Origin of the sequence: Aeromonas taiwanensis, assembly GCF_000820165.1 — a bacterium.
Taxonomy (GTDB): domain Bacteria; phylum Pseudomonadota; class Gammaproteobacteria; order Enterobacterales; family Aeromonadaceae; genus Aeromonas; species Aeromonas taiwanensis.
The window spans coordinates 68,845-89,584 of sequence record NZ_CDDD01000087.1; the positions used below are offsets into that span (position 1 = coordinate 68,845).

21 protein-coding genes are annotated in these 20,740 nt (G+C 63.4%); 11 read left to right on the forward strand and 10 right to left on the reverse strand.

Features of this window, described 5'->3' with window-relative positions:
• Positions 1 to 19: 19 nt before the first annotated feature.
• Positions 20 to 847 (reverse strand): polyphosphate kinase 2, encoded by an 828-nt coding sequence (gene ppk2 / locus BN1136_RS15250; RefSeq protein ID WP_043761575.1) that lies wholly within the window; start codon positions 845 to 847, stop codon positions 20 to 22.
• Between the two features lie 177 nt (positions 848 to 1,024).
• Here ppk2 and BN1136_RS15255 point away from each other — a divergent pair, with 177 nt between their 5' ends.
• The gene (locus tag BN1136_RS15255; RefSeq protein WP_043761573.1) at positions 1,025 to 1,825 is read left to right on the forward strand and encodes an alpha/beta fold hydrolase; all 801 of its coding nucleotides are present in this window, start codon (positions 1,025 to 1,027) and stop codon (positions 1,823 to 1,825) included.
• Between the two features lie 81 nt (positions 1,826 to 1,906).
• Here the strand turns inward: BN1136_RS15255 and BN1136_RS15260 are convergent, their stop codons facing one another.
• The 3 genes from BN1136_RS15260 to BN1136_RS15270 all read right to left on the reverse strand — a co-directional run bounded on the left by BN1136_RS15260 (position 1,907) and on the right by BN1136_RS15270 (position 4,277).
• Entirely contained in the window at positions 1,907 to 2,716 is an 810-nt protein-coding gene (locus tag BN1136_RS15260) for a MipA/OmpV family protein (protein ID WP_043761571.1), read from the reverse strand.
• Positions 2,717 to 2,947: 231 nt separating this feature from the next.
• Complete coding sequence (locus tag BN1136_RS15265) at positions 2,948 to 4,018, reverse strand: AI-2E family transporter (RefSeq protein WP_043761569.1); 1,071 nt, start codon at positions 4,016 to 4,018, stop codon at positions 2,948 to 2,950.
• A 22-nt stretch (positions 4,019 to 4,040) separates the two neighbouring features.
• Positions 4,041 to 4,277, reverse strand: coding sequence for a sulfurtransferase TusA family protein (locus BN1136_RS15270; RefSeq protein ID WP_043761567.1), 237 nt, complete (start codon positions 4,275 to 4,277; stop codon positions 4,041 to 4,043).
• A gap of 127 nt (positions 4,278 to 4,404) precedes the next feature.
• Here BN1136_RS15270 and bepA point away from each other — a divergent pair, with 127 nt between their 5' ends.
• Entirely contained in the window at positions 4,405 to 5,859 is a 1,455-nt protein-coding gene (gene bepA, locus BN1136_RS15275; RefSeq protein WP_231557897.1) for a beta-barrel assembly-enhancing protease, read from the forward strand.
• A gap of 72 nt (positions 5,860 to 5,931) precedes the next feature.
• On the opposite strand, the gene BN1136_RS15280 is transcribed toward bepA, so the two are convergent.
• On the reverse strand, positions 5,932 to 6,420 hold the full coding sequence (locus BN1136_RS15280; RefSeq protein WP_043761565.1) for a TlpA family protein disulfide reductase: 489 nt from the start codon (positions 6,418 to 6,420) through the stop codon (positions 5,932 to 5,934).
• A 58-nt stretch (positions 6,421 to 6,478) separates the two neighbouring features.
• Between BN1136_RS15280 and arsC the strand changes: the two genes are divergently transcribed.
• From arsC to BN1136_RS15295, 3 genes are all read left to right on the forward strand, one after another.
• Complete coding sequence (arsC, locus tag BN1136_RS15285; protein WP_043761564.1) at positions 6,479 to 6,829, forward strand: arsenate reductase (glutaredoxin); 351 nt, start codon at positions 6,479 to 6,481, stop codon at positions 6,827 to 6,829.
• Positions 6,826 to 7,200 carry a DUF2069 domain-containing protein gene (locus BN1136_RS15290; RefSeq protein ID WP_043761562.1) on the forward strand — a complete coding sequence of 125 codons (375 nt, stop codon included), beginning with the start codon at positions 6,826 to 6,828 and terminating at the stop codon, positions 7,198 to 7,200. Before arsC ends, BN1136_RS15290 begins: the two co-directional genes overlap by 4 nt.
• Positions 7,201 to 7,460: 260 nt before the next feature.
• Positions 7,461 to 8,531 carry a linear amide C-N hydrolase gene (locus tag BN1136_RS15295; protein WP_052365685.1) on the forward strand — a complete coding sequence of 357 codons (1,071 nt, stop codon included), beginning with the start codon at positions 7,461 to 7,463 and terminating at the stop codon, positions 8,529 to 8,531.
• A 38-nt stretch (positions 8,532 to 8,569) separates the two neighbouring features.
• Here the strand turns inward: BN1136_RS15295 and BN1136_RS15300 are convergent, their stop codons facing one another.
• Positions 8,570 to 9,169, reverse strand: a complete 600-nt coding sequence (locus BN1136_RS15300) for an acyl carrier protein phosphodiesterase (protein ID WP_043761560.1) — start codon at positions 9,167 to 9,169, stop codon at positions 8,570 to 8,572.
• Between the two features lie 408 nt (positions 9,170 to 9,577).
• Between BN1136_RS15300 and BN1136_RS15305 the strand changes: the two genes are divergently transcribed.
• The gene (locus tag BN1136_RS15305; protein ID WP_043761712.1) at positions 9,578 to 10,357 is read left to right on the forward strand and encodes an ABC transporter substrate-binding protein; all 780 of its coding nucleotides are present in this window, start codon (positions 9,578 to 9,580) and stop codon (positions 10,355 to 10,357) included.
• Positions 10,358 to 10,415: 58 nt separating this feature from the next.
• Positions 10,416 to 11,546, forward strand: a complete 1,131-nt coding sequence (gene iadA / locus BN1136_RS15310) for a beta-aspartyl-peptidase (RefSeq protein ID WP_043808817.1) — start codon at positions 10,416 to 10,418, stop codon at positions 11,544 to 11,546.
• A gap of 92 nt (positions 11,547 to 11,638) precedes the next feature.
• On the opposite strand, the gene BN1136_RS15315 is transcribed toward iadA, so the two are convergent.
• Positions 11,639 to 12,541 carry a LysO family transporter gene (locus BN1136_RS15315; RefSeq protein WP_043808820.1) on the reverse strand — a complete coding sequence of 301 codons (903 nt, stop codon included), beginning with the start codon at positions 12,539 to 12,541 and terminating at the stop codon, positions 11,639 to 11,641.
• Between the two features lie 532 nt (positions 12,542 to 13,073).
• Between BN1136_RS15315 and BN1136_RS15320 the strand changes: the two genes are divergently transcribed.
• From BN1136_RS15320 to BN1136_RS15335, 4 genes are all read left to right on the forward strand, one after another.
• On the forward strand, positions 13,074 to 13,844 hold the full coding sequence (locus BN1136_RS15320; RefSeq protein ID WP_043761558.1) for an ABC transporter ATP-binding protein: 771 nt from the start codon (positions 13,074 to 13,076) through the stop codon (positions 13,842 to 13,844).
• 64 nt (positions 13,845 to 13,908) lie between these two features.
• A complete protein-coding gene (locus BN1136_RS15325) occupies positions 13,909 to 14,682 on the forward strand; it encodes an ABC transporter substrate-binding protein (protein WP_043808824.1) in 774 nt (257 codons plus the stop codon).
• Positions 14,683 to 14,791: 109 nt separating this feature from the next.
• Positions 14,792 to 15,532, forward strand: a complete 741-nt coding sequence (locus tag BN1136_RS15330) for an ABC transporter permease (protein WP_043761556.1) — start codon at positions 14,792 to 14,794, stop codon at positions 15,530 to 15,532.
• A gap of 3 nt (positions 15,533 to 15,535) precedes the next feature.
• The gene (locus BN1136_RS15335; RefSeq protein ID WP_043761554.1) at positions 15,536 to 16,228 is read left to right on the forward strand and encodes an ABC transporter permease; all 693 of its coding nucleotides are present in this window, start codon (positions 15,536 to 15,538) and stop codon (positions 16,226 to 16,228) included.
• Between the two features lie 162 nt (positions 16,229 to 16,390).
• Here BN1136_RS15335 and BN1136_RS15340 read toward each other — a convergent pair whose 3' ends face one another.
• The 3 genes from BN1136_RS15340 to BN1136_RS15350 are packed head-to-tail and all read right to left on the reverse strand — an operon-like array spanning position 16,391 to position 20,738.
• Positions 16,391 to 17,617 carry a capsule biosynthesis protein gene (locus BN1136_RS15340; RefSeq protein ID WP_043761553.1) on the reverse strand — a complete coding sequence of 409 codons (1,227 nt, stop codon included), beginning with the start codon at positions 17,615 to 17,617 and terminating at the stop codon, positions 16,391 to 16,393.
• 3 nt (positions 17,618 to 17,620) lie between these two features.
• A complete protein-coding gene (locus BN1136_RS15345; protein ID WP_043761551.1) occupies positions 17,621 to 19,663 on the reverse strand; it encodes a capsular polysaccharide biosynthesis protein in 2,043 nt (680 codons plus the stop codon).
• 19 nt (positions 19,664 to 19,682) lie between these two features.
• Complete coding sequence (locus BN1136_RS15350; protein WP_082035002.1) at positions 19,683 to 20,738, reverse strand: galactosyltransferase-related protein; 1,056 nt, start codon at positions 20,736 to 20,738, stop codon at positions 19,683 to 19,685.
• Between the last annotated feature and the right edge of the window lie 2 nt (positions 20,739 to 20,740).

Genomic DNA, 20,740 nt, shown 5'->3' on the forward strand with positions numbered 1-20,740 from the left:
CGGGCCAGGCCGGTGTTTCTCAGTGAGCGTCCTTGGTGTCGAACTCGGCGGTGACGTCCGGCACGAAGTGCTGGCTGGAGAGCGGCGGGCGCTCGTAGCCCTCGGTCTTGATGGGGGGCAGCTTGATGGGTTCGTAGTGGATCGCCTCGTAAGGCACCTTGCCCAGCAGGTGGGAGATGCAGTTGAGGCGGGCACGGCGCTTGTCGTCGGCTTCCACCACGAACCAGGGGCAGTCCTCGGTGTCCGTGTAGGTGAACATGTCGTCCTTGGCGCGGGAGTACTCTACCCAGCGCGAGCGGGACTGCAGGTCCATGGGGCTGAACTTCCAGCGCTTGATAGGGGTGTTGATGCGCTCCTTGAAGCGCTTCTCCTGCTCCTCGTCGCTGACCGAGAACCAGTACTTGATGAGGGTGATGCCGGAGCGGGTCAGCATCCGCTCGAACTCGGGGCAGGCGCGCAGGAACTCGCGGTACTCGCCGTCGGTGCAAAAGCCCATCACCCGCTCGACCCCGGCCCGGTTGTACCAGGAGCGGTCGAACAGCACCATCTCCCCGGCGGCGGGCAGGTGGGCCACGTAGCGCTGGAAGTACCACTGGGTACGCTCCCTGTCCGACGGTGCGGGCAGGGCGGTGACCCGGCAGACCCGGGGGTTGAGGGGCTCGGTGATCGCCTTGATGACGCCCCCCTTGCCGGCGGCGTCCCGCCCCTCGAACAGCACCACGACTTTGAGCCCCTCCTGCTTGACCCACTCCTGCAACTTGACCAGCTCCTCCTGCAGGTGGCCGAGGTGATGCTCATAGGTCTTCTTGTCCAGACGGGGGCGTTTCTTGCTCTTTTCCTTGGCCATCTGCCTCTCCTTGATGAGTCCTCTTGTGAGTCACTCCAGCTTGCACCAGGCAGGCACCACTGCCAAGGGGGGCGTGGTACACTGCCGCCTCATCAGCGCTGGCAATAGAAAAACATGACGCCATTGATGGCGATGTGCACTGCGCCTCATCGTCAGCCGTTGGCAACAGGAGAAAACATGAAGCAGTTTATGGAGATAGCAGGTCGCCGCATGGCCTATCTGGACGAGGGACAGGGCCCGGCTCTGCTGTTTGGTCACAGCTACCTGTGGGACAGCGCCATGTGGGCGCCCCAGATCGAGGCTCTCAAGGGGCAGTATCGCTGCATCGTGCCCGAGCTCTGGGGGCACGGGGATTCCGACGTGCTGCCCGAGGGGCCCTGCACCCTGGCGACCCTGGCCCGGGATCACCTGGCGCTGCTGGACGGCCTCGGCATCCAGGAGTGCGTGCTGGTGGGGCTCTCCATCGGCGGCATGTGGGGCGTGGAGCTCGCGCGCATGGCGCCTGAGCGCCTCAAGGGCCTGGTGCTGATGGACAGTTTCGTCGGCCTCGAGCCCCAGATCACCTGCGAGCGCTACCTCGGCATGCTGGCCATGATCGAGCAGCTCGGCGCCGTGCCTGCGCCCATCGCCGAACAGGTGGCGCCGCTCTTCTTCGCCAATGCGCCGGACGCGGCCCTGATGGCCGATTTCAAGGCCAGGTTGGCGCAATGGCCTGCCGACAAGGTGGCGAGCCTGGTGGCGGTGGGGCGCAGCTTCGTGACCCGGGAGGATCGCATCGACTGGCTGGAGGAGATGACGCTGCCCGCGCTCGTGATGACGGGATGCGAGGACAAGGCCAGGCCGGTGCTGGAGGGCTATCTGATGGCCGAGGTGCTGGGTTGCCCGTTCAGGGAGATCCCGGCCGCAGGCCACATCTCGACCCTGGAGAATCCCGCCTTCGTCAACACCGCGCTGGGGGCGTTTCTGGCCGGGCTGTGAGGGAGACGTCTTGCCGGATAGCAAAGAAGGGAGCCATGGGCTCCCTTTCTGTTGTTGATGCCTGCTGACGACAGTGCCGGCTTACCAGATATAACCAACCCCGATGCCTGCATAGAGTTCGCCATCGTGCTGGACGATGGGGCTGTTCGCGGTGTCGTTGTCGTACAGCTCGTAGTTGGCGGCAAACATGCCGATCCAGTGGGGGGTGAAGCGGTAGCTGGTGATGATGGCGGCCATGGGGGAGAAGGTGGTGCCGGTGTCCCACTCGGGACGCTGTGCCCTGGCTTCGTTCCCGGAGACGCCGCCGAAGTAGTAGTTCGCCATCTTGTCACTGCGGATCATCACCCCCATGCCGGGCATGATGAGCAGCTTGTCACGAATGATGGGGAAGTCGGCCCACAGCAGCCACTCCTGGCCCTTGCTGGTGCCGGTCACGTCCGTGCTGAGGCGGGTGCTGAGCAGGGCGTAGGGGGTGATGAGGCTGGCACCGACGCCCCCCTCCAGCTCCCATTCGCGCTTCTCCATGCCGGCCAGCTCGGGAGCATCGTCGGGATCCAGGTTGCCGAAGCGCACCCGGCCAAAGCCGTAGGCGGCGAAGCTGTCATCCTTGTGGAAGTAGTAGCGAGCCCTGTCCCCGAGGAACATGAACTGATCGCCGAAGTAGACAGCACCGGGCAGGACCAGGGCGGTGTCATCCTGCCCCTGGTAGCGGGCATCCCCACCGATGACGGCGCCCCCCAGTACCAGTCCCTTGGGCACCGGGCTGGTCGGGCTGTCCTGCACGAAGATGTCGAGGGAACCGAGATCGATCTCGGCCCGGACGGGGGATGAGAGCAGCAGTGCCAGAAGGGCACCAAGAGAGGCATGACGCAGGGCCGGGGCTGGGAGCATGGCAACATCCTTATTGGTCGCTGACCTGAACAGTGATGACTGAATATGGTGGCGTAGCCAGTTAAGCCGATTTTTGTTTTGGATTCAAACCGATAGAGCAAAAAGAGTACATTGCGCCCGGGGTGGTCGTCGTTCGGAGCTGTTTGGGCAGGCGTGGATGGCCTCCCCGCACGGGGATGGGCCACCACCGGCAAGGGGCGAAGTCCGGCCTCGCCCCTTGCCGTGGCGTCGTCAGGGGGCGGGGCGGGGGAGATCTTCCCGCTTGGGCCAGGCGTTGAGCACCGCCTTGACCAGGGTCGCCAGGGGAATGGCGAAGAAGACCCCCCAGAAGCCCCACAGGCCGCCAAACACCAGGACGGCGATGATGATGGCCACCGGGTGCAGGTTGACCGCCTCGGAGAAGAGCAGGGGCACCAGCAGGTTGCCGTCCAGGGCCTGGATGACCAGATAGGCCACCATCAGCCAGGCGAAGTCGGGGGTCAGGCCCCACTGGAACAGGGCCACCATGGCGACGGGCACGGTCACCGCCACTGCACCTATGTAGGGGATGAGCACGGAGAAGCCGACCGCCACCGCCAGCAGCACGGAGTAGCGCAGCCCCATCAGGGCGAAGGGGATGTAGGTGGCCACACCGACGATGAGGATCTCGATCACCTTGCCGCGGATATAGTTGATGATCTGGTCATTCATCTCCACCCAGACCCGGTTGACCAGGGTGCGGTTGCGGGGCAGGAAGCGGCGCAGACCGGCCATCAGCACCTGCTTGTCCTTGAGCATGAAGAAGACCATCAGGGGCACCAGGATGGCGTAGATGAGGATGGCTACCACGTTGATGAGGGAGCTCAAAGAGGCGCTCACCAGCTGTTCGCCACCGGTCAGGATGCGCTGGCGGATGTTGTCGATGATGGTCTCGACCAGGCTGACGTCGATGATCTCGGGGTATTTTTCCGGCAGGGTGCGCACATAGTCCTGGGCATGGGCCAGCATGGCGGGCGCCTCCTTGGCCAGGTTGACCCCCTGGCTCACCAGCGTCGGGATGAGCCCCAGCAGCAGCGTGGCCGTCACCGCGATGAACAGCAGCAGCACCAGGCTGGTGGCCAGGGTGCGGGAGAGACCGGTGCGTTGCAGGCGGCTGACCGGCCACTCCAGCAGATAGGCCATCACCAGCGCCACCAGAAGCGGTGCCAGCAGATCGCCAAACAGCCAGATGACGGCAAAGCAGAACACCAGCAGCAGGAAGAGGGTGACGGCGTCAGGGTCGGAAAAACGGGTCTGATACCAGCGCTTCAATACATCTAACATCGAGGCTTCCTTGAATGACGGGTCAGGACGAGGGCGGCCTCATGGCAACCTCGAGCCGCAGGGAGAGACGGGTGGGGGACTCCTCTAGCGACTGGACGCTGTGGCCCTGGCGGCGCAGATAGGCAGGAATGTCTTGCCTTGAGCCGGGATCCGCCAGAAGAATGAGCAGAGACTGACCGGGCCGAGCCTGGCGCAACCAGAGCTTGAGCCGGATGAGCGGCTCGGGACAACGCCAGGGGGTCAGGTCGAGCTGTTCCATGAGATTTCCATCGCGTGGGTGGTCGTCATTATGGCCGTGATGGCAGGATGAAACAACGCTTGTGGGCCTTGAATGGCAAGGGTATTCTGCCGATGCCCGCTGGGGTCTGATTGGAGATAGAGATAACGTGGCACGTTTTTCCCCCCTGATAGCATCGCTTCCCCTGCTGGTCACCCTGATGGGCGCGACCTTCCATGCCCAGGGGAGCAACCAGTTGCCCGACATCGGTACCGCCGGCGTCGCCGCCCTCCCCATCGAGCAGGAGGTGCGCTATGGCAACGCCTTCATGCGCTTTGCCAGGGCCGGGCTGCCCATCATCGATGATCCCGTGCTGAACGAGTACATCGACGATCTGGGCCAGCGGTTGCTGACCAATGCCGACGGGGTGCGCTTCCCGTTCACCTTCTTCCTCATCAACGATCCCAGCATCAACGCGGCCGCCTTCCTCGGTGGCCGGGTCAAGGTGCACACCGGTCTCTTCCTCTACGCGGAGAGCGAGAGCGAGCTGGCCTCGGTGCTGGCCCACGAAATCACCCACGTGACCCAGCGCCACATCGCCCGCTACATGGAGGCGCAGGCGAGCAGCTCCGCCATGACCCTGGCCGGCCTGGTGGGCTCCATCGCGCTGGCGGTGATCAACCCCACCGCCGGCATCGCCGCCCTGCAGACCACGCTGGGCTTGTCGATGCAGTCGGCCATCAACTACACCCGGGACAACGAATACGAAGCGGATCGCATCGGCATGAAGACGCTGTATGACGCCGGGTTCGATCCCATGGGGATGGCCAACTTCTTCCAGAAGCTGGCGGCGGAGTACCGCTACGCCAGCAAGCCGCCGGAGATGCTGCTGACCCACCCCCTGCCCGAGACCCGGATCAGCGAGGCCCGCGCCCGTGCCGGCAGCTATGGCCGCCGCGCCCTGGCGCCGAGCCTGGACTTCTGGCTGGCCAAGGTGCGCATCCAGGTGCGCTACGGCACCGAGACCCCCCAGGGGCTGCTCACCTACTTCGACAGCCGACTGCAGAAGGGGGATTACCCTCTCAAGGACGCCGCCATCTATGGCAAGGCGCTGGCCCTGCTGCAGCTCAAGCGCACCGACGAGGCCGACGCCCTGATGCAGGAGCTGGCTGGCCGCCACCCGGAGGATCTCTTCGTGGTGGATGCCCTGACCGACATCGATCTCGCCAAGGGGCGCAGCGCCCAGGCCATCGCCAGGCTGGAACGCTTCCGCACCCGGATGCCGGACAACGAGGTGGTGGTGGTCAACCTCGGCAACGCCTATCTGGAGGGGGGCAACTACAAGAAGTCCATCGCCATCCTGGACCCCTATGCCCGGGAGCACGACGAGAACAGCCTGGCCTGGAGCCTGCTGTCGGATGCCTATCGCAAGGCGGGCAGGATGACGGATCTGCACATGGCGCGGGCGGAGACCCTCTCCCTGCGCGGGGACTACCAGGCGGCCATCGACGAGCTGATCGTGGCTCGCGGCACCACCACCGACAAGCTGACCCTGGCCCGCATCGAGGCGCGCATCACCCAGCTGGAGCGGGCCAAGAAGGATCTGGACAGCCTGAAGGGCTAATCGGCCCCGCACAGGAGCTGGCAAGACGGGGCGCACCGGCGAGGGGCGCCCCGTTTCGTTGTGGGTGTCCGCTCACGGCGCCGTGGAGGGGGTCAGGACCCGCGCCTTGAGGGCGGCCAGTTTGGCGTCATCGAGCTCTCCCACCAGGGTCTCCTGCAGACGCCCCTCCCGGTCGAGCAGGTAGCTGGTGGGCAGGGCCCCCGGTTTGGGGAAGGGGAGGCGGGCGTCGTCCTCGGGGATCATCAGGGGCACGGCTATGCGGTGGCGCCGGGCCAGCTCGGTCAGCTCGGCGGGGGAGGCGGGATCATAGTGGATGGCGATCACCCCGATCCGCCCCTCCCGGTGCAGCGCCGCGAGCAGGGGCATCTCCCGCAGGCAGGGGGCGCACCAGGGGGCGAAGTAGTTGACCAGCAGCGGCTTGCCCTCGAACGCCGTCAGGCTGACCCGCTGGCCCGCACTGTCGGTGAAGTGCGGCGCTGGCGAGCAGGCCGTCAGCAGGGTTGCCACAATCAGCCAACAGATCCGTTTCATTTCCATAGCCTTCCCGCTTACCCTGCCCATCCGTTTCCCCTACAATAGCGCCATTTGTTGTCCCATCTTGCAATATCAGGGAGTTACCATGAGCGAGACCCAAATCTACCACAATCCGCGCTGCTCCAAGAGCCGCGAAACCCTGGCCCTGCTGGAACAGCAGGGGGTCGTCCCCGAGGTGGTGCTCTATCTGGAACAGGCGCCGAGCGAGGAGGCCATCCGCACCCTGCTGAGCCAGCTGGGTTTCAGCGACCCGCGCCAGCTGATGCGCACCAAGGAAGATCTCTACAAGGAGCTGGGACTGGCCGAGCAAGAGGGGGATGCCCTGATCACCGCCATGCACCAGCATCCCAAGCTCATCGAGCGCCCCATCGTCATCAAGAACGGTCAGGCCCGCATCGGCCGCCCGCCGGAGCAGGTGCTGGAGATCCTCAAGTGAGCACCCGCTTCGCCCGCCTGCTGACCCTGGTCGGCTTCTTCGGCCTGCTGGGCTGGGTCCTGCTGTGGCATCTGTGGCTCTCGCCCCACCCGGGTCTTGCCCCCTGGCTGTTGCCGGTGATCTGGACGGTGCCGCTGCTCTTCCCCTTGAAGGGGATAGTGCAGGGCAACCCCTACACCCATGCCTGGGGCAACTTCGTGCTGATGCCCTACTTCCTCCACGCCCTGACGCTTATCACCACGGATGAGGGGGAGCGCTGGCTCGCAGCGGTGGAGCTGGTTTTCACCACGCTCGCCTTCGTAGGCACCATCTATTACGCCCGGCTGCGCGGCCGGGAGCTGGGGCTGAGCATTCGCAAGAAGCAGGGCTGAGCCCGGCCCGCCCGCACTCTGGTCGCGGGCGGGACATGTCTGAAACCGTCGCAGCCCCTTCGGGGGGAGCAGTGCGGTGCCGGCCAGGTGCCGCCCGGTTCACTCCCCCTATCTATCTGATTAATGTGTAAATAACCCTCTTTGCCTGGGAGATGTCCGTTTTTCTTGGCGGCGCGGCCCGGCAGATAAATCGGCCTCCATCGAACACCTTTAGTCCTAAAGGGGTATGCTTGGGTTTTCACCAGACTCGAGTGGTTCATATGAAAATGTCGCTTTCCCCCCTGTTCCAGCAGACCCTGTTGGCCCTGACCGTCTCCCTCTCCGTCAGCTCCCTGGCCGATGCCTGTACCCGCGCCGTCTATCAGGGGGAGGGCGCTTTGGTGGTGACCGGCCGGACCATGGACTGGCGCAGCGCCATGCCCACCAACCTCTGGGCTCTGCCCGGCGGCATCGAACGAGAGGGGGCGGCCGGTGCACGCTCCATGACGTGGACGGCTCGCTACGGCTCCGTGGTGGCGGCGGGCTTCGATGCGGGCACCGCCGACGGCATGAACGAGAAGGGGCTGGTGGCCAATCTGCTCTATCTGACCGAATCCCAGTACGTGACCCCGAGTGACAAGGATCCCCGCAAGACCCTCTCCATCTCCCTCTGGGCCCAGTATGCCCTGGATAACTTCGCCACCGTGGCGGAGGCGGTGGCGGCGCTCTCCCGTGACGAGTTCTATGTGGTGACCACCCTGACCCCGGATGGCAAGCCGGGCCAGCTGCACCTCTCCCTCTCGGATGCGAGCGGTGACTCCGCCATCTTCCAGTACGTGGGGGGCAAGCTGCAGATCTACCACGACCGCCGCTACCAGGTGATGACCAACTCGCCGACTTTCGACAAGCAGCTCGCCCTCAACGAGTACTGGGAAGAGATTGGCGGCCTCACCATGCTGCCCGGCACCAATCGCTCGGCGGATCGCTTCGCCCGCGCCTCCTTCTACATCAAGACCCTGCCGAGGACGGAGCAGGCCAACGAGGCGGTGGCCGGGGTGATGAGCGTGATGCGCAACGTCTCCGTGCCCATGGGGATCAGCACCCCGGATCAGCCCAACATCTCCACCACCCTGTGGCGCAGCGTGGCGGATCAGCAGCATCGGCGCTACTTCTTCGAGCTGACCCACCTGCCCAACACCTTCTGGGTGAGCATGGACAAGCTGGATCTCCGCCCGGGGGCACCGGTCAGGAAGCTGCCGCTGACCGAGCAGCAGCTCTATGCCGGCGAGACGGCGGACAAATTCGTCCCGGCCAAGGCGTTTTCGTTCCTGCCGGCCAGCCCGAAGGCCTGAAACGCCCCCTCACGACAACGCCCCACCAGGGGCGTTTTTCATGGCAGATCGCGGCGTGCGGCGATCTGCTCTTCGCAAAAGCGCATCAACTCGGGATAGAAGTGCAGGAAGCCGTGTTCGGCCTCGCGCCAGCGCGGTTCGTCCAGGGTCAGGAGCGCCTCCCCGAGGGGCAGGGGTCGCCGCAGGCGGCGGCCGATGCCGTCGAGGGCCGCCCCCACCCCTTCCCGATATTGGTAGGAGGCGAGCCAGTCCTGCTCGGCCATGCGCCGCAGGGCCATCGGCAGCCCCTGTGGCAGGCGGTGATGATCCGCGAGCAGCTGGGCATAGCTCTGCTGCAGGAAGCGGGGCAGGGGGGCGCCACTGAATTGCTGCCAATGCAGGGAGAGCCAGTGATCGTAGAGCATGTCCACCAGGATGCCGCCAAAGCGGCGCCAGGGGGCCTCGAACCCGGCGACTGCCGCCCGGTGGCTGGGGTGGGCGTCGGTGAAGGCATCTATCTTGCGGTGCAGCCAGATCCCCTCGTCGAAGGGGGCAGGCAGGCCCGTGGGCAGGGGGCCCTTGATGAAGTCCCCCAGCAGGTTGCCGGTGAGGGAGCTCCGGGTATGGGCCGCCAGATGGAGATGGGCCAGAAAATTCATGGATGGGGCTCACGAGCAGGGTGTTGACGGGATGATCCGAGCCTAACGGATGCTGGCGGGATTGACCATGGGCAGGATTTTTCATCAGGCCCCCAGCGCCCCCTTGCGGGGAAAATTTGGGGCGTGTTAAGGTGCATGTCATCTTTGTCACAGGACGCGACAAATCACCATGATGCGCAAAGCCAGAGGCTTTTTTCTGGCCTTCTACTTCAAGCCTTTCTATCTCTCCGAGTGGTTCGACGAATAAGTCGAGGCCCCGGAGCAGTTCATTGACGCCTGCCAATCGAATGATGCCCCTGGCGGCGTAATCCTGCTCATCTGCAATTTGCCGTTTTTTGGCCATCGCTTGCCCGCGCTTGCGATGCCTTGACCGCGCCTGTGCGCTTTCTATGTAATGGAGTACTCATGATGAAGACCACACTGACTCTGTCAGCCCTGTTTGCTGCCTGCCTGCTGACTACCCCCGTCACCGCCAAGGAGTGGAAGACCGTTCGTTTCGGCGTGGAGGGGGCCTACCCTCCCTTCTCCTGGACCGACGCGTCGGGGGAGATAAAAGGCTTCGACATCGATCTGGCCAACGCCCTGTGCCAGCAGATGGCCGTCAAGTGCGAGCTGGTGGCCCAGGACTGGGACGGCATGATCCCGGCCCTGCTGTCGCGCAAATACGACGGGATCATCGCCGCCATGTCGATCACCGACGAGCGGCGCAAGAAGGTCGACTTCACCGAGAAATACGCCCGCATCCCCAACCGCTTCGTGGCGGCCAGGGGCACCGAGCTGACGCTGACGCCGGAGGGCATGGCGGGCAAGCGCATCGGGGTGCAGCGTGCCACCACCCACGACAAGTACCTGACCGACAACTTTGGCTCCAACGTCACCATAGTGCGCTATGGCAGTGCCGATGAGGCCTACCTCGATCTGAAGGCGGGTCGGGTGCTGGCCCTGCTGGCGGATGCTTCGGCCATCGATCAGGGGCTGCTCAGCAAGGAGGGAGGCGACAAGTTCGAGTACGTGGGGCCGGCCCTGACCGATCGCCAGTGGTTTGGCGACGGCATGGGGATCGCGGTGCGCAAGGGGGATCAGGATCTCAGGGCCAAGCTGAACGAGGCGATCAAGGCCCTGCGCGCCAACGGCAAGTATCAGGAGATCAACCAGAAGTACTTCAAGTACGATATCTATGGCGGTTGATGGGTAACAGGCAGAGGGAGCTTGCTCCCTCTTTTTTCATGCAGCAAGGAGATACCCCATGTTGACACTGATCGAGGGGGCCGAGGTATTCAGTCCGGCCCCTCTCGGCCAGCAGGATCTGCTGGTGGCCGATGGTCGCATCGCCTGGATGGGCAAGGGGCTGACGGTGCCAGCTGACTGGCCGCTGGCCCGCGTCGACGGCCGTGGCCGCTACCTGGTGCCGGGGCTGGTGGACCCGCTCGCCCATATCACGGGGGGCGGAGGCGAAGGGGGCTTTGCCTTTCGTACCCCGGAGCTCGCGGCGAGCGAGGCCCTGCAAGCCGGGGTCACGACCCTGGTGGCGGCACTCGGCACCGACAGCCTGACCCGTACGCCGGCCCAGGTGCTCGGCAAGGTGCGGGAGTTTCGCGCCGCCGGGGTGAGCGCCTTCATGTACACCGGCTCCTACCACCTGCCGGTCAAGACCCTCACCGGCTCGGTGGAGTCGGACATCATGCTCATTCCCGAGGTGCTGGGGGTGGGGGAGGTGGCCATCAGCGATCACAGATCCAGCGCACCGACCCATGACGAGCTGGCGCGACTGGCGAGCGAGGCGCGGGTGGCCGGGCTGCTCGCGGGCAAGAGCGGGGTGAGCTTCTTCCATCTGGGGGATGGCCGGGGGGCGCTGGCGCCGCTGCGGGCCCTGCGGGACGGCACCGACATCCCGCTGCGCCAGCTCTACCCCACCCACTGCAACCGCAACCCCTGGCTCTTTGCCGAGGCCATCGAGTGGGGGCGGGCCGGCGGCTGGGTCGATCTCACCGCCTCCAGCTTTCCCGATCTGCTGGACGATGGCGAGCAGCTGGCGGCGGATGCCCTGGTGGCGCTGCTGGCCGCCGGGGTACCCGCAGAGCGCATCAGCTTCAGCTCGGACGCCAATGCCAGCCTGCCACGCTTCGACGGCGAGGGGCGTCTCATCGAGCTGCGTTGCGGTCAGATAGGGAGCCTGTGGCAGCAATTCAGCCGGGCCTGTGCCCTCGGCGTGCCCCTTGCCAGCGCGCTGGCGGTGGTCACGGCCAACCCTGCCAGGGCGCTGGGGCTGACCGGCAAGGGGACCCTGGGAGTGGGGCAGGATGCGGATCTGCTGCTCATCGACCCCGAGACGCTCGCCATAGGGCGGGTGATGAGCGGCGGCCAGTGGCGAGCCTGAGTGGCTGCACCAACCGGGTCTCTCCATTCCCGCTCACATGCAAAAAGCCCGGCACTGCTGCCGGGCTTTCTTTTTTGCTGTGCATGCCCCGGTCAGATGGCCAGGAACCCCAGGATCAGAATGGGACCGAGCAGGCTCAGGATGAAGCCGGATACGATGGCTACCGGCACCACCTGGATGCCGCCGGATTTCTGGATCACCGGCAGGGTGAAGTCCAGCGCCGTGGCCCCGCCGTAGCCGATGGCCGCGCTGGGGTGGCGACGCATCAGCACCGGGATGATGAGGATGGCGATGAGCTCGCGCCCCAGATCGTTGATGAAGGCGGCCGAGCCCAGCACGGGGCCCAGCTTGTCCGCCACCAGGATGCCGGAGAGCGAATACCAGCCGAAGCTGGAGCTCATGGCCAGCCCGTGGGCAAAGGGCATGCCCAGCAGTTGCGCGGCCAGCAGGCTGCCAAGCCAGCTGCTGAGGATGACGGTGGCGGCGATCTTCATGCCCCAGGGGTTGAGCAATATCTGGCGCAGGTGCATGCCGGAGTTGCGCATCTGGATGCCGATGAGCAGCAGGAGCAGCATCAGGGCCCACTCGCTCAACTTGTCGATGGGCAGGGCGCGCAGGTCGACCAGCAGCCCCAGCAGAACGCCCCCCAGCACCACGAAGCAGAGCTGGAGGGATTCCCACAGCAGGTGCAGCTTGCTCGGCATCTTGCCGTCGATGGTCTCGTGGGTGGGGGGGGAGCGCCTGTCCAGCCACCAGAGGGCCAGCAGGTTGCACAGGGTAATGGCGGCCAGCATCACGCCGGCCACCTTGAAGATCACCGCCAGGTTGCTGCCCAGGTTCTCCACGTAGGCGAGCCCCAGCCCCATGAGAAACAGGATGAGATAGACCATCTTGCCCAGAGACTGGTTGACCAGCTTGATCAGCCGGGGGGAGGAGAGGGGAACCAGATAGCCGATCACGAGCGGCAGCAGGATCAGCAACACATTGAGCAACATTGGGGCCTCGGTCACAAAACTGGGAGAAACGGCACATTATCACGACTTGTTGCATCTGTGTCACATATCAGTGAGTTTGCATGCCCCGTGCGGGGCTTTTTTATCACATTGTTATGTTTTCTTGATGAACGAGGAGAGGGGCAGGAGACAGGCAAGGAGGGGACATCGCCAGTAAAATCAATTCCATCCCCATAAAATCACGCGCTAGCCCTGGCCGCTTTGGGTGAATAAAGTCGTTTTGAGTGACATCCTGGGGGAATGGTGGAATATTCTTGCTACTAGTGCGTTGCGGGTATAAAAGGTCGGTATGGCATGGCAGGTGAAAAACGAATTTTATGCAGACAAAGTGCTGAAAAATACCAAGCTGACCAATAAAAATACAGATAAAACACCAAATACCTCGGTTCTGTATTGTTTTTTAACTATCTGAATGATATTTTCGCTGAAGGTTGCCATCGGTTAACGTTTTGTTAAATGAACGATGGCGGTGTCACGCCGAAGCGGCGTCTAGGGACAGACAAGGTTGTAATGGATGAGCGACGTTGCCGCACTGGAAGTTCGTGATCTGCACAAGTACTTTGGCACCCACGAAGTGCTCAAGGGCATCGATATGACGGCCCACAAGGGGGATGTTATCTCCCTGATCGGCTCCTCGGGTTCGGGGAAGTCGACCTTTCTACGCTGTATCAATCTGCTGGAAACCCCTTCATCGGGTAGCGTCTCCCTGCACGGAGAACTGATCCGGATGAAGACCAGTCGTTCCGGTGAGCGGTTGCCGGAGGACATGCGCCAGGTGGAGCGTATCCGCAGCCGGCTGGCCATGGTGTTTCAAAGCTTCAATCTCTGGTCGCACATGACCATCATGCAGAACATCATCGAAGTGCCCATCCAGGTGCTCAAGGTGCCCCGTGCCGAGGCCATCGCCAAGGCGGAACACCTGCTCAACCGGGTTGGCCTGTGGGAGCGGCGCGACTACTACCCCGGCCACCTCTCCGGTGGCCAGCAGCAGCGGGCGGCCATCGCCCGTGCGCTTGCGGTGGATCCCGAGGTGATGCTGTTCGACGAGCCCACCTCGGCCCTCGACCCCGAGCTGGTGGGGGAGGTCCTCGGCCTGATGCGCGAGCTGGCGGAAGAGGGGCGCACCATGATGGTGGTGACCCACGAGATGTCGTTTGCCCGCGACGTGTCGAACAAGGTGATGTTCCTGCACCAGGGGCGGGTGGAGGAGGAGGGCAATCCCAAGGAGATCTTTGCCCATCCCAAGTCGGAGCGATTCAAACAATTCATCTCCTCCATCTATTGATGGACGGGAGTCAATTTCACAATCCGTACTTTCAACGATCGACGTGTTTATCAAGGAGAGATACATGAACAAGCTGATGCTGGCGACCGCCGTGATGACGGCCCTGTGTTCCGGTAGCCTGATGGCCAAGGAGTGGAAAGAGGTGCGTATCGGGGTGGAAGGGGCCTACCCCCCCTTCTCCTGGACCGAGCCGAGCGGCGAGGTGAAGGGTTTTGACATCGACATCGCCAACGCCCTGTGCGAAGAGATGAAGGTGAAGTGCACCCTGATCAAGCAGGACTGGGACGGCATCATCCCGGCGCTGCTGTCGCGCAAGTATGACGCCATCATCGCCACCATGGACATCACCGAAGAGCGCAAGAAGAAGGTGGACTTCACCCAGAAGTACCAGCACATTCCGGCCCGCTTCGCCGCCAAGAAGGGCACCGAAATCCAGCTGGACAAGGCCTTCATGGATGGCAAGACCATCGCCGTGCAGCGCGCCACCTCCATGGACACCTACATCACGGACAACTTCCCCAACGCCACCATCAAGCGTTATGGCACCGCTGACGAGGCCTACCTCGACCTGAAATCCGGCCGTGTCGACTATGTGATGGCCGACTCCGCCGCCATCAGCGACGGCCTGCTGAAGAAGGAAGGGGGCGATGCCTACGAGTTCATCGGCCCGAAACTGACCGATCCCAAGTGGTTTGGCGAGGGTGCCGGCATCGCGGTGCGCAAGGCTGACAAGGATCTGAAAGAGAAATTCAATGCCGCCATCCTGGCCCTGCGTGCCAACGGCAAGTACAAGGAAATCAACGACAAGTACTTCGACTTCGACGTATACGGCGAATAAGCCGGGAAACGTCAGGCGAACAACGACAGGTTGATCCCGTCAGTAGTCATCGGGCCCGTTGCCTTCCGCTGGGAGTGACGGGCCCGATTGCGATGGAGCTGCATTGCATATGTTTGATTTGAAAGGATACGAAACTTCCCTGCTGGAAGGGGCCTGGATCACCCTGGAGGTGGCGCTCGCCTCCCTGCTGCTGGCCCTGGTGCTCGGCATGCTGGGGGCTCTGGCCAAGCTCTCTCCCTACAAGTGGGCGCGCGGCGTGGCGGCGGGCTATACCACCGTCATTCGCGGCATTCCCGACCTGGTGCTGATGATGCTGCTGTTCTTCGGCGGCCAGGTCCTCATCAACGGGGTCTGCACCTGGGTCAACGAGGCCTACAACAACTACCTTCTCGAGAGCAATCCGAACCAGGAGTGGGTCTCGCTGCTGCCGGATTACATCGACATCAGCCCGTTTGCGGCCGGGGTGGCCACCATCGGCTTCATCTTCGGCGCCTACATGACCGAGACCTTCCGCGGCGCCATCCTGGCGGTGGACAAGGGAGAGCTCGAGGCCGCGCGCGCCTTCGGCATGCGGGCGAGCCAGGTGTTTGTGCGGATCCTCTTCCCCCAGATGATGCGCCACGCCCTGCCGGGCTTTGGCAACAACTGGCTGGTGCTGCTCAAGACCACGGCCCTGGTCTCCATCATCGGGCTCGATGACATGGTGCGCAAGGCGTCGCTGGCGGCGGGTTCGACCCAGCAGCCCTTCACCTTCTACATGGCGGTGGCGCTGATCTTCCTGATCTTCACCGCAGTCTCTACCTCGGCGCTCAAGTGGGCCGAGCGTCACTACGCGATCAAGACGAGGTAAGCCATGGACTTCTCGATCATTCTCACGGAGTGGCCCACCTACTGGGAGGGCTTCTACACCACCATCTGGCTGGTGGCGGCCTCCCTCATGCTGGGGCTCATGCTGGCGGTGCCCATGGGCATACTGCGCAACAGCCGCAACTGGCTGATAAAGGGACCTATCTGGGCTTATATCTACTTCTTCCGCGGCACCCCGCTGCTGGTGCAGCTCTTCATCATCTACTACGGCGCTGCCCAGTGGGAGTGGCTGAAGAACAGCGCGGCCTGGTCCCTCTTCTCCGAGGCCTGGTTCTGTGCCCTGCTGGCGTTCACCCTCAACACCGGTGCCTATACCGCCGAGATAGTGCGGGGCGCCGTGATGAACATGCCCAAGGGGCAGATAGAGGCGGCAAGCGCCTTCGGCATGACCCGCTGGCAGACCCTCACCCGCATCATACTGCCCAACTCGTTCCGCCGTGCGCTGCCCGCCTACAGCAACGAGGTGATCTTCATGCTGCAGGGCTCGGCGGTGGCGGGCATCATCACCATCGTCGACCTGACGGGGGCCGCGCGGATCATCAACTCCCGCTACTACAGCCCGTTCGAGGCCTTCCTGACCGCCGGCCTGCTCTACATGCTGCTCACCTTCGCCATCGTCTGGCTGTTCAAGAAGTGGGAGGCACGCTGGCACGCCCACCTGCGCCCCCGCAGCGTATAAAACGAAAAGCGCCCCGCAAGGGGCGTTTTGTTTTAAGACGATATCTTAACAGGGGTCATGGATGATGAGCATGGACTGGGCTGCAGTATTCATGGCAGGCATTGTGTCATCCACTCTGTATCGGCTTCGCGCAATGTAAAAACGCCCCGCAGGGCGTCTCGTCTAAGCGCTGGCTTTCAGCTTGCGGGCCGGCAGGCGCGCCGTCTCCTCCCCGGTTACCCGCCGCGCCACCAGGGCGGCCCCATGACTCAGGTGCCGGTAGAAACTGGCATTGAGCTGGGTCAGGTGCAGCAGCGACTGGCGCAGGCGCTCGAATCGCTCCGGGCAGACCGGTGCCGGATGGTCCCAGAAGCGCGCCAGGCTGCCGCGGCTGGTCAGCCCCTCGATGTCGTAGAGGGCGCGGCCCATGCAGAAGGTGGGCACCTCGTGCAGCAGGGCCGAGAGGCCCACCGTGCTGTTGATGGTGACGACTCCCTTGAGCAGGGGGTAGAGGGCCGGCAGCGGCAACTCGAAGCCATAGAAGACCCGATCCTGCAACCCGAGCACCTTGCACAGGCGATCGATCTGGGCGCGGTAGCTGACATAGCCGCGATCCATGGGGTGGTGCTTGAACAGCAGAATGTCGTTGCTGTGGGCGTGCTGGGCAAAGGAGTTGATCACCTGGGCCACCATCTCCTCGACACCACTCAGGTCCGAGTGCTCGCGGATCTGAAAGTCCTCGGTCACCTGCAAGGGAACGAAGAAGATGCGTCCGCGATACTGGGTCAGGGTCTTCATCAGCCGGTGGTCGGGCAGCTTGTGCTGCCACTTGGTGACGCCCCCCATGACCCAGCCCCTGGCCTCCTGATACAGGCTCCAGGGTCTGTGGTTGCTGTTATGGGGATAGCGCCACCACAGCAGGGCCTTGCTCACATGGTAGCGAGTGGCGTACCAGGCACGGCGGGTGAAGGTCGGGCCGACCACCAGATTGCTCTGGTAAGGTGTTGGCCAAGGGGATTCGACCAGCCGATCGCGCTGCGGGTAGTAGGGGCTGAAGGCGTTGACACCGCCGCACTCCAGGGTGATGAAATCGGGTCGCAGATACCCCTCTTCCATGGCCCAGAAGGGGATGTTCTTCTGACGGCACAGGCGGCTGACCACCTTGTGGTAGAAGCGGCAATCCCCGTAGCAGATGACGGTGTCGATCTTGCGCTGCTTGATCAGGCGACGGACAAACCCGTTCCAGCTCTGTGGGGTGCCGGTGAACGACACATTGTCCCCGGCGCAGGGCCAGGCCGCGTCGCCACCGTTGAAATGGACCTTGCACACCTGGTGGCCGGCCTGTTGCAGCTGATGACTGAGCACCTGAAAGAAGGGGCCAAGCGGTCCTTGCAATAGCAATATATTCATTCGTTATTGTTGTTTGTTCAAAAGAGGAAGGGGAGGGCGAAACAGGGTCTGGGCCAGATAACCCAGCTTGAGACCCCAGCGGCGGTGGCGGGGCAGGGGGCGCACCTCGGTCTGGCCCTGCTGTGATAGCCTTTTTATCTGTTGTTCCGGGGTGATCCACAGCCGGCTGTCCCAGTCGAAATAGCTGGGATAGAGGGCCAGGGTCGCGAGGGTGAGCTGCTCGAGGGTGAGTGCTCGCTTGCGCCGCGTCAGCGGGTTGGCATCCAGGGTCAGCCCCCAGCCACTGTAGAAGGGCTGCCCCCAGACCACGACCCGCACCCCTTGCACCAGTGCCTCGAACCCGCTGAGGGACGTCATGGTGTGCAGCTCGTCCACATGGGGGTAAAGACTGCCCAGCTCCACATCCAGCACCTGCTCGTCGACGCACTCGGCCAGACACGCGGCCGAGATGGCCCCCGCCCGGTTGCCGGCCACCACGTCGGGATGGGGCTTGAACAGGATATAGGCATCGGGGCGTGCGGCGCGCGCCGCCCATAACAGCTGCTCGTTGCTACGAATGACCGGGCTGCCGGTCAGGATGGAAGCATCCCCGTCGACCTGCCCCACCACCAGCACACAAGCTTTCTTTCTTTTGGCGGGTGCCCAGGGGCGGCTGTCGCCCACGTTGTATTTGCTCACCTTGTGGGTGCGCAGCAACGCCAGCAGTGCGCGGCCGCGCTGGAGATCCGCCTCGCTGAAGGTGTGGTGGCCAAGCAGTTGTTCGAGCTGGCTCGGGGCCGTGCTGTCGAAATAGATGCCGACCGGATCGATGGAGAGGGACGAGGGGCGGCACAGGTTCGAGCCCAGCCCGCGCGAGCGGATAAAGCCGTCCTCGACCCGGATGGCGCTGGTGAGCTCGGGGTATTGTCGGCCCCACACCAGCACCTGCTCGTCGCCGGTGAGGCGGCGAGGGGGGCTGCGTACGAAGCGGATCTCGCGGGCCAGGTGCGCGCAAAACGCGCGCATAAAGGCGCGCTTCCACAGGCTGAAACCCACCAGATAGAGGCGTTGCCAGCGCGGCGCCGGTTTGAGCTGGGCGGCTATCAGGGCGATGACTTCTTCCACCTCGCACGGCTGACCGAGCACAGGATCGCAATAACGCGGGTAGGCGATCAGCGTCCCGTGCACCAGCTGCTCCAGCGTCACCTGGGTGCGGCGCTCGCACGCCAGTTCGTCCCGGGTCAGTCCCCAGCCGGCGTAGAAGGGCATGCCAAAGCAGTAGACCGGCTTGCCAAGCAGCAGGGCCTCGAAGCCCATCTGGGAGGAGACGGTGTAGACTCCATCCACGACGCGCAGCAGGGCGTGGGGGTGGCAGGGTTCGCTCACCACCTCGAGATCCGGCAGGTTCAGCCTGGCCAGTGCGCCGCGTTTCTTTCCCAGCCGGGTGTCGGGGTGGGTGCGCAGCAGCAGACGTGCACCGGGGTGGCGCAAGCGGGCCGTCTGCACCATGTCGATAAAACGCTGCTCGTCGGCCAGGGCGCCGGCGATGGAGAGATCCCCCGCCACCTGATCAATCAGGAGGATGCGAGGGCGATTGTCCATGTCGAAGCGGCGCGCCAGGGAGGGGGGCAGCCGCACGGGATCGTCCTGTCCCGGATAGAGGTTGTACTTGGTCACGCCGTGGGTGCGGACAAGCGCGATCAGCGCCTGAGCCCGTGCCTGCGCCTGCTTGCTCAGGGGGGCCGGGATCAGCGACTCGAGCCGGCTGGGGGTACGCGCATCGTAATAGATGCCCTGATCGTCCCACACCAGGCCCAGCGCCACCCCGCCGCGCGCCGGATGGCCGAGGTAGCCGATAAAGCCATCCTCGAGGCGCCAGAAGGGGCGTCCCTCGCGGCTGGCCAGATCCCTCAGCGCGGCGCTGTTTTGCTTGTTGCCCCAACCCACCAGGATGTCGTCTGCCTGCAGGGGGCCTGCGCCGTCATGCAGTGCGACCTCCTGGCCAAGGCAGGCCCGCAGCTGGGCTGAACGGGCGAGCAAGCCTCGTGATAATGTCCGTATAGTCATGGTGTCACACAATAGATGCCTAGTCGGCACGGGATTTGGATTGGAACATGTCCCGAAAGAAAGCGACGGGATTGAGGTAAAGCTTGCGGATTTTTCGCCACAAGGGGCGGCGACGGGTCACCCCCTCTTGCCAGCGCAGCAGGCCCGGGTAGTCGGCTACCGGATAACCGGCGGCCTCCTGCAGGCCAATCATCCACTCGCGAAAATCGGGCAACACCCCGCCGAGCGCCGGATTGGGCACCACGGGCCCGCGCAGCGGTGGCCGCTGATCGTCGGGCAGCGCCAGCATCTGCTCCAGCATGGCGTCGTTGCCGGCACGGCGACGGTGATAAGGATGGGTCAGTGGGCGCGGGTGCCACTGATGGACCAGAAATCGCCCGGCAAACAGATGGGGCAGGGCGTAGTAGCTGAAATAGCGGCGAAAGCCCTGATAATCCCCCGGGTGCTGCGCCTTGATATTGAGGGCATAGTCATCCGGCCTCGGCCCGATGGGGTAGTGGCGGGTGAGCCTGTCGATCAGTTCCAGATCCTCGCCTCCGTGGCCTACAAAGCGCTCGTCAAAGCCGCCGAGCTGCAAGAACCACTCGCGGTTTATCAACAGACAGCTGCTGGCCAGGGCAATCCCCTCAACCCGATGATTCTCACCGCGCAGAAAGGACTCCAGACACCCCTGAAAATCCCCGTCAAAGCGCTCTGTCTCTTCCTTGGTCAGATAGAGGCAGGGGTACATTTCAAAATTTATTTTTACGCGAGTTAGTCCTTTATCCGATGAGATTAAGTGCGTGATTAAAGAAGCAGGAAACAATAAATCCAGATCAACAAAAAAAATTTTTTCAGCTGTAGTATTCTTTGCTGCAATATTTCTTGCTATTCCAGCGGAATAGTAACTAGAACTAATGCCGGCATGCATGAAACTGAAGTTTTCAGACATGCTTTTTAATGACGGGTCTGTTGAAGGTATTAGGAAATCTATAGTTGTATTTTCTATAGAAAATTGTTGGAGACCACGCAGTCTGCTTATATCACTGCAGTATTCTCTCTCATGAAAAGGCGATATAATAGTTATTCTGCACATTT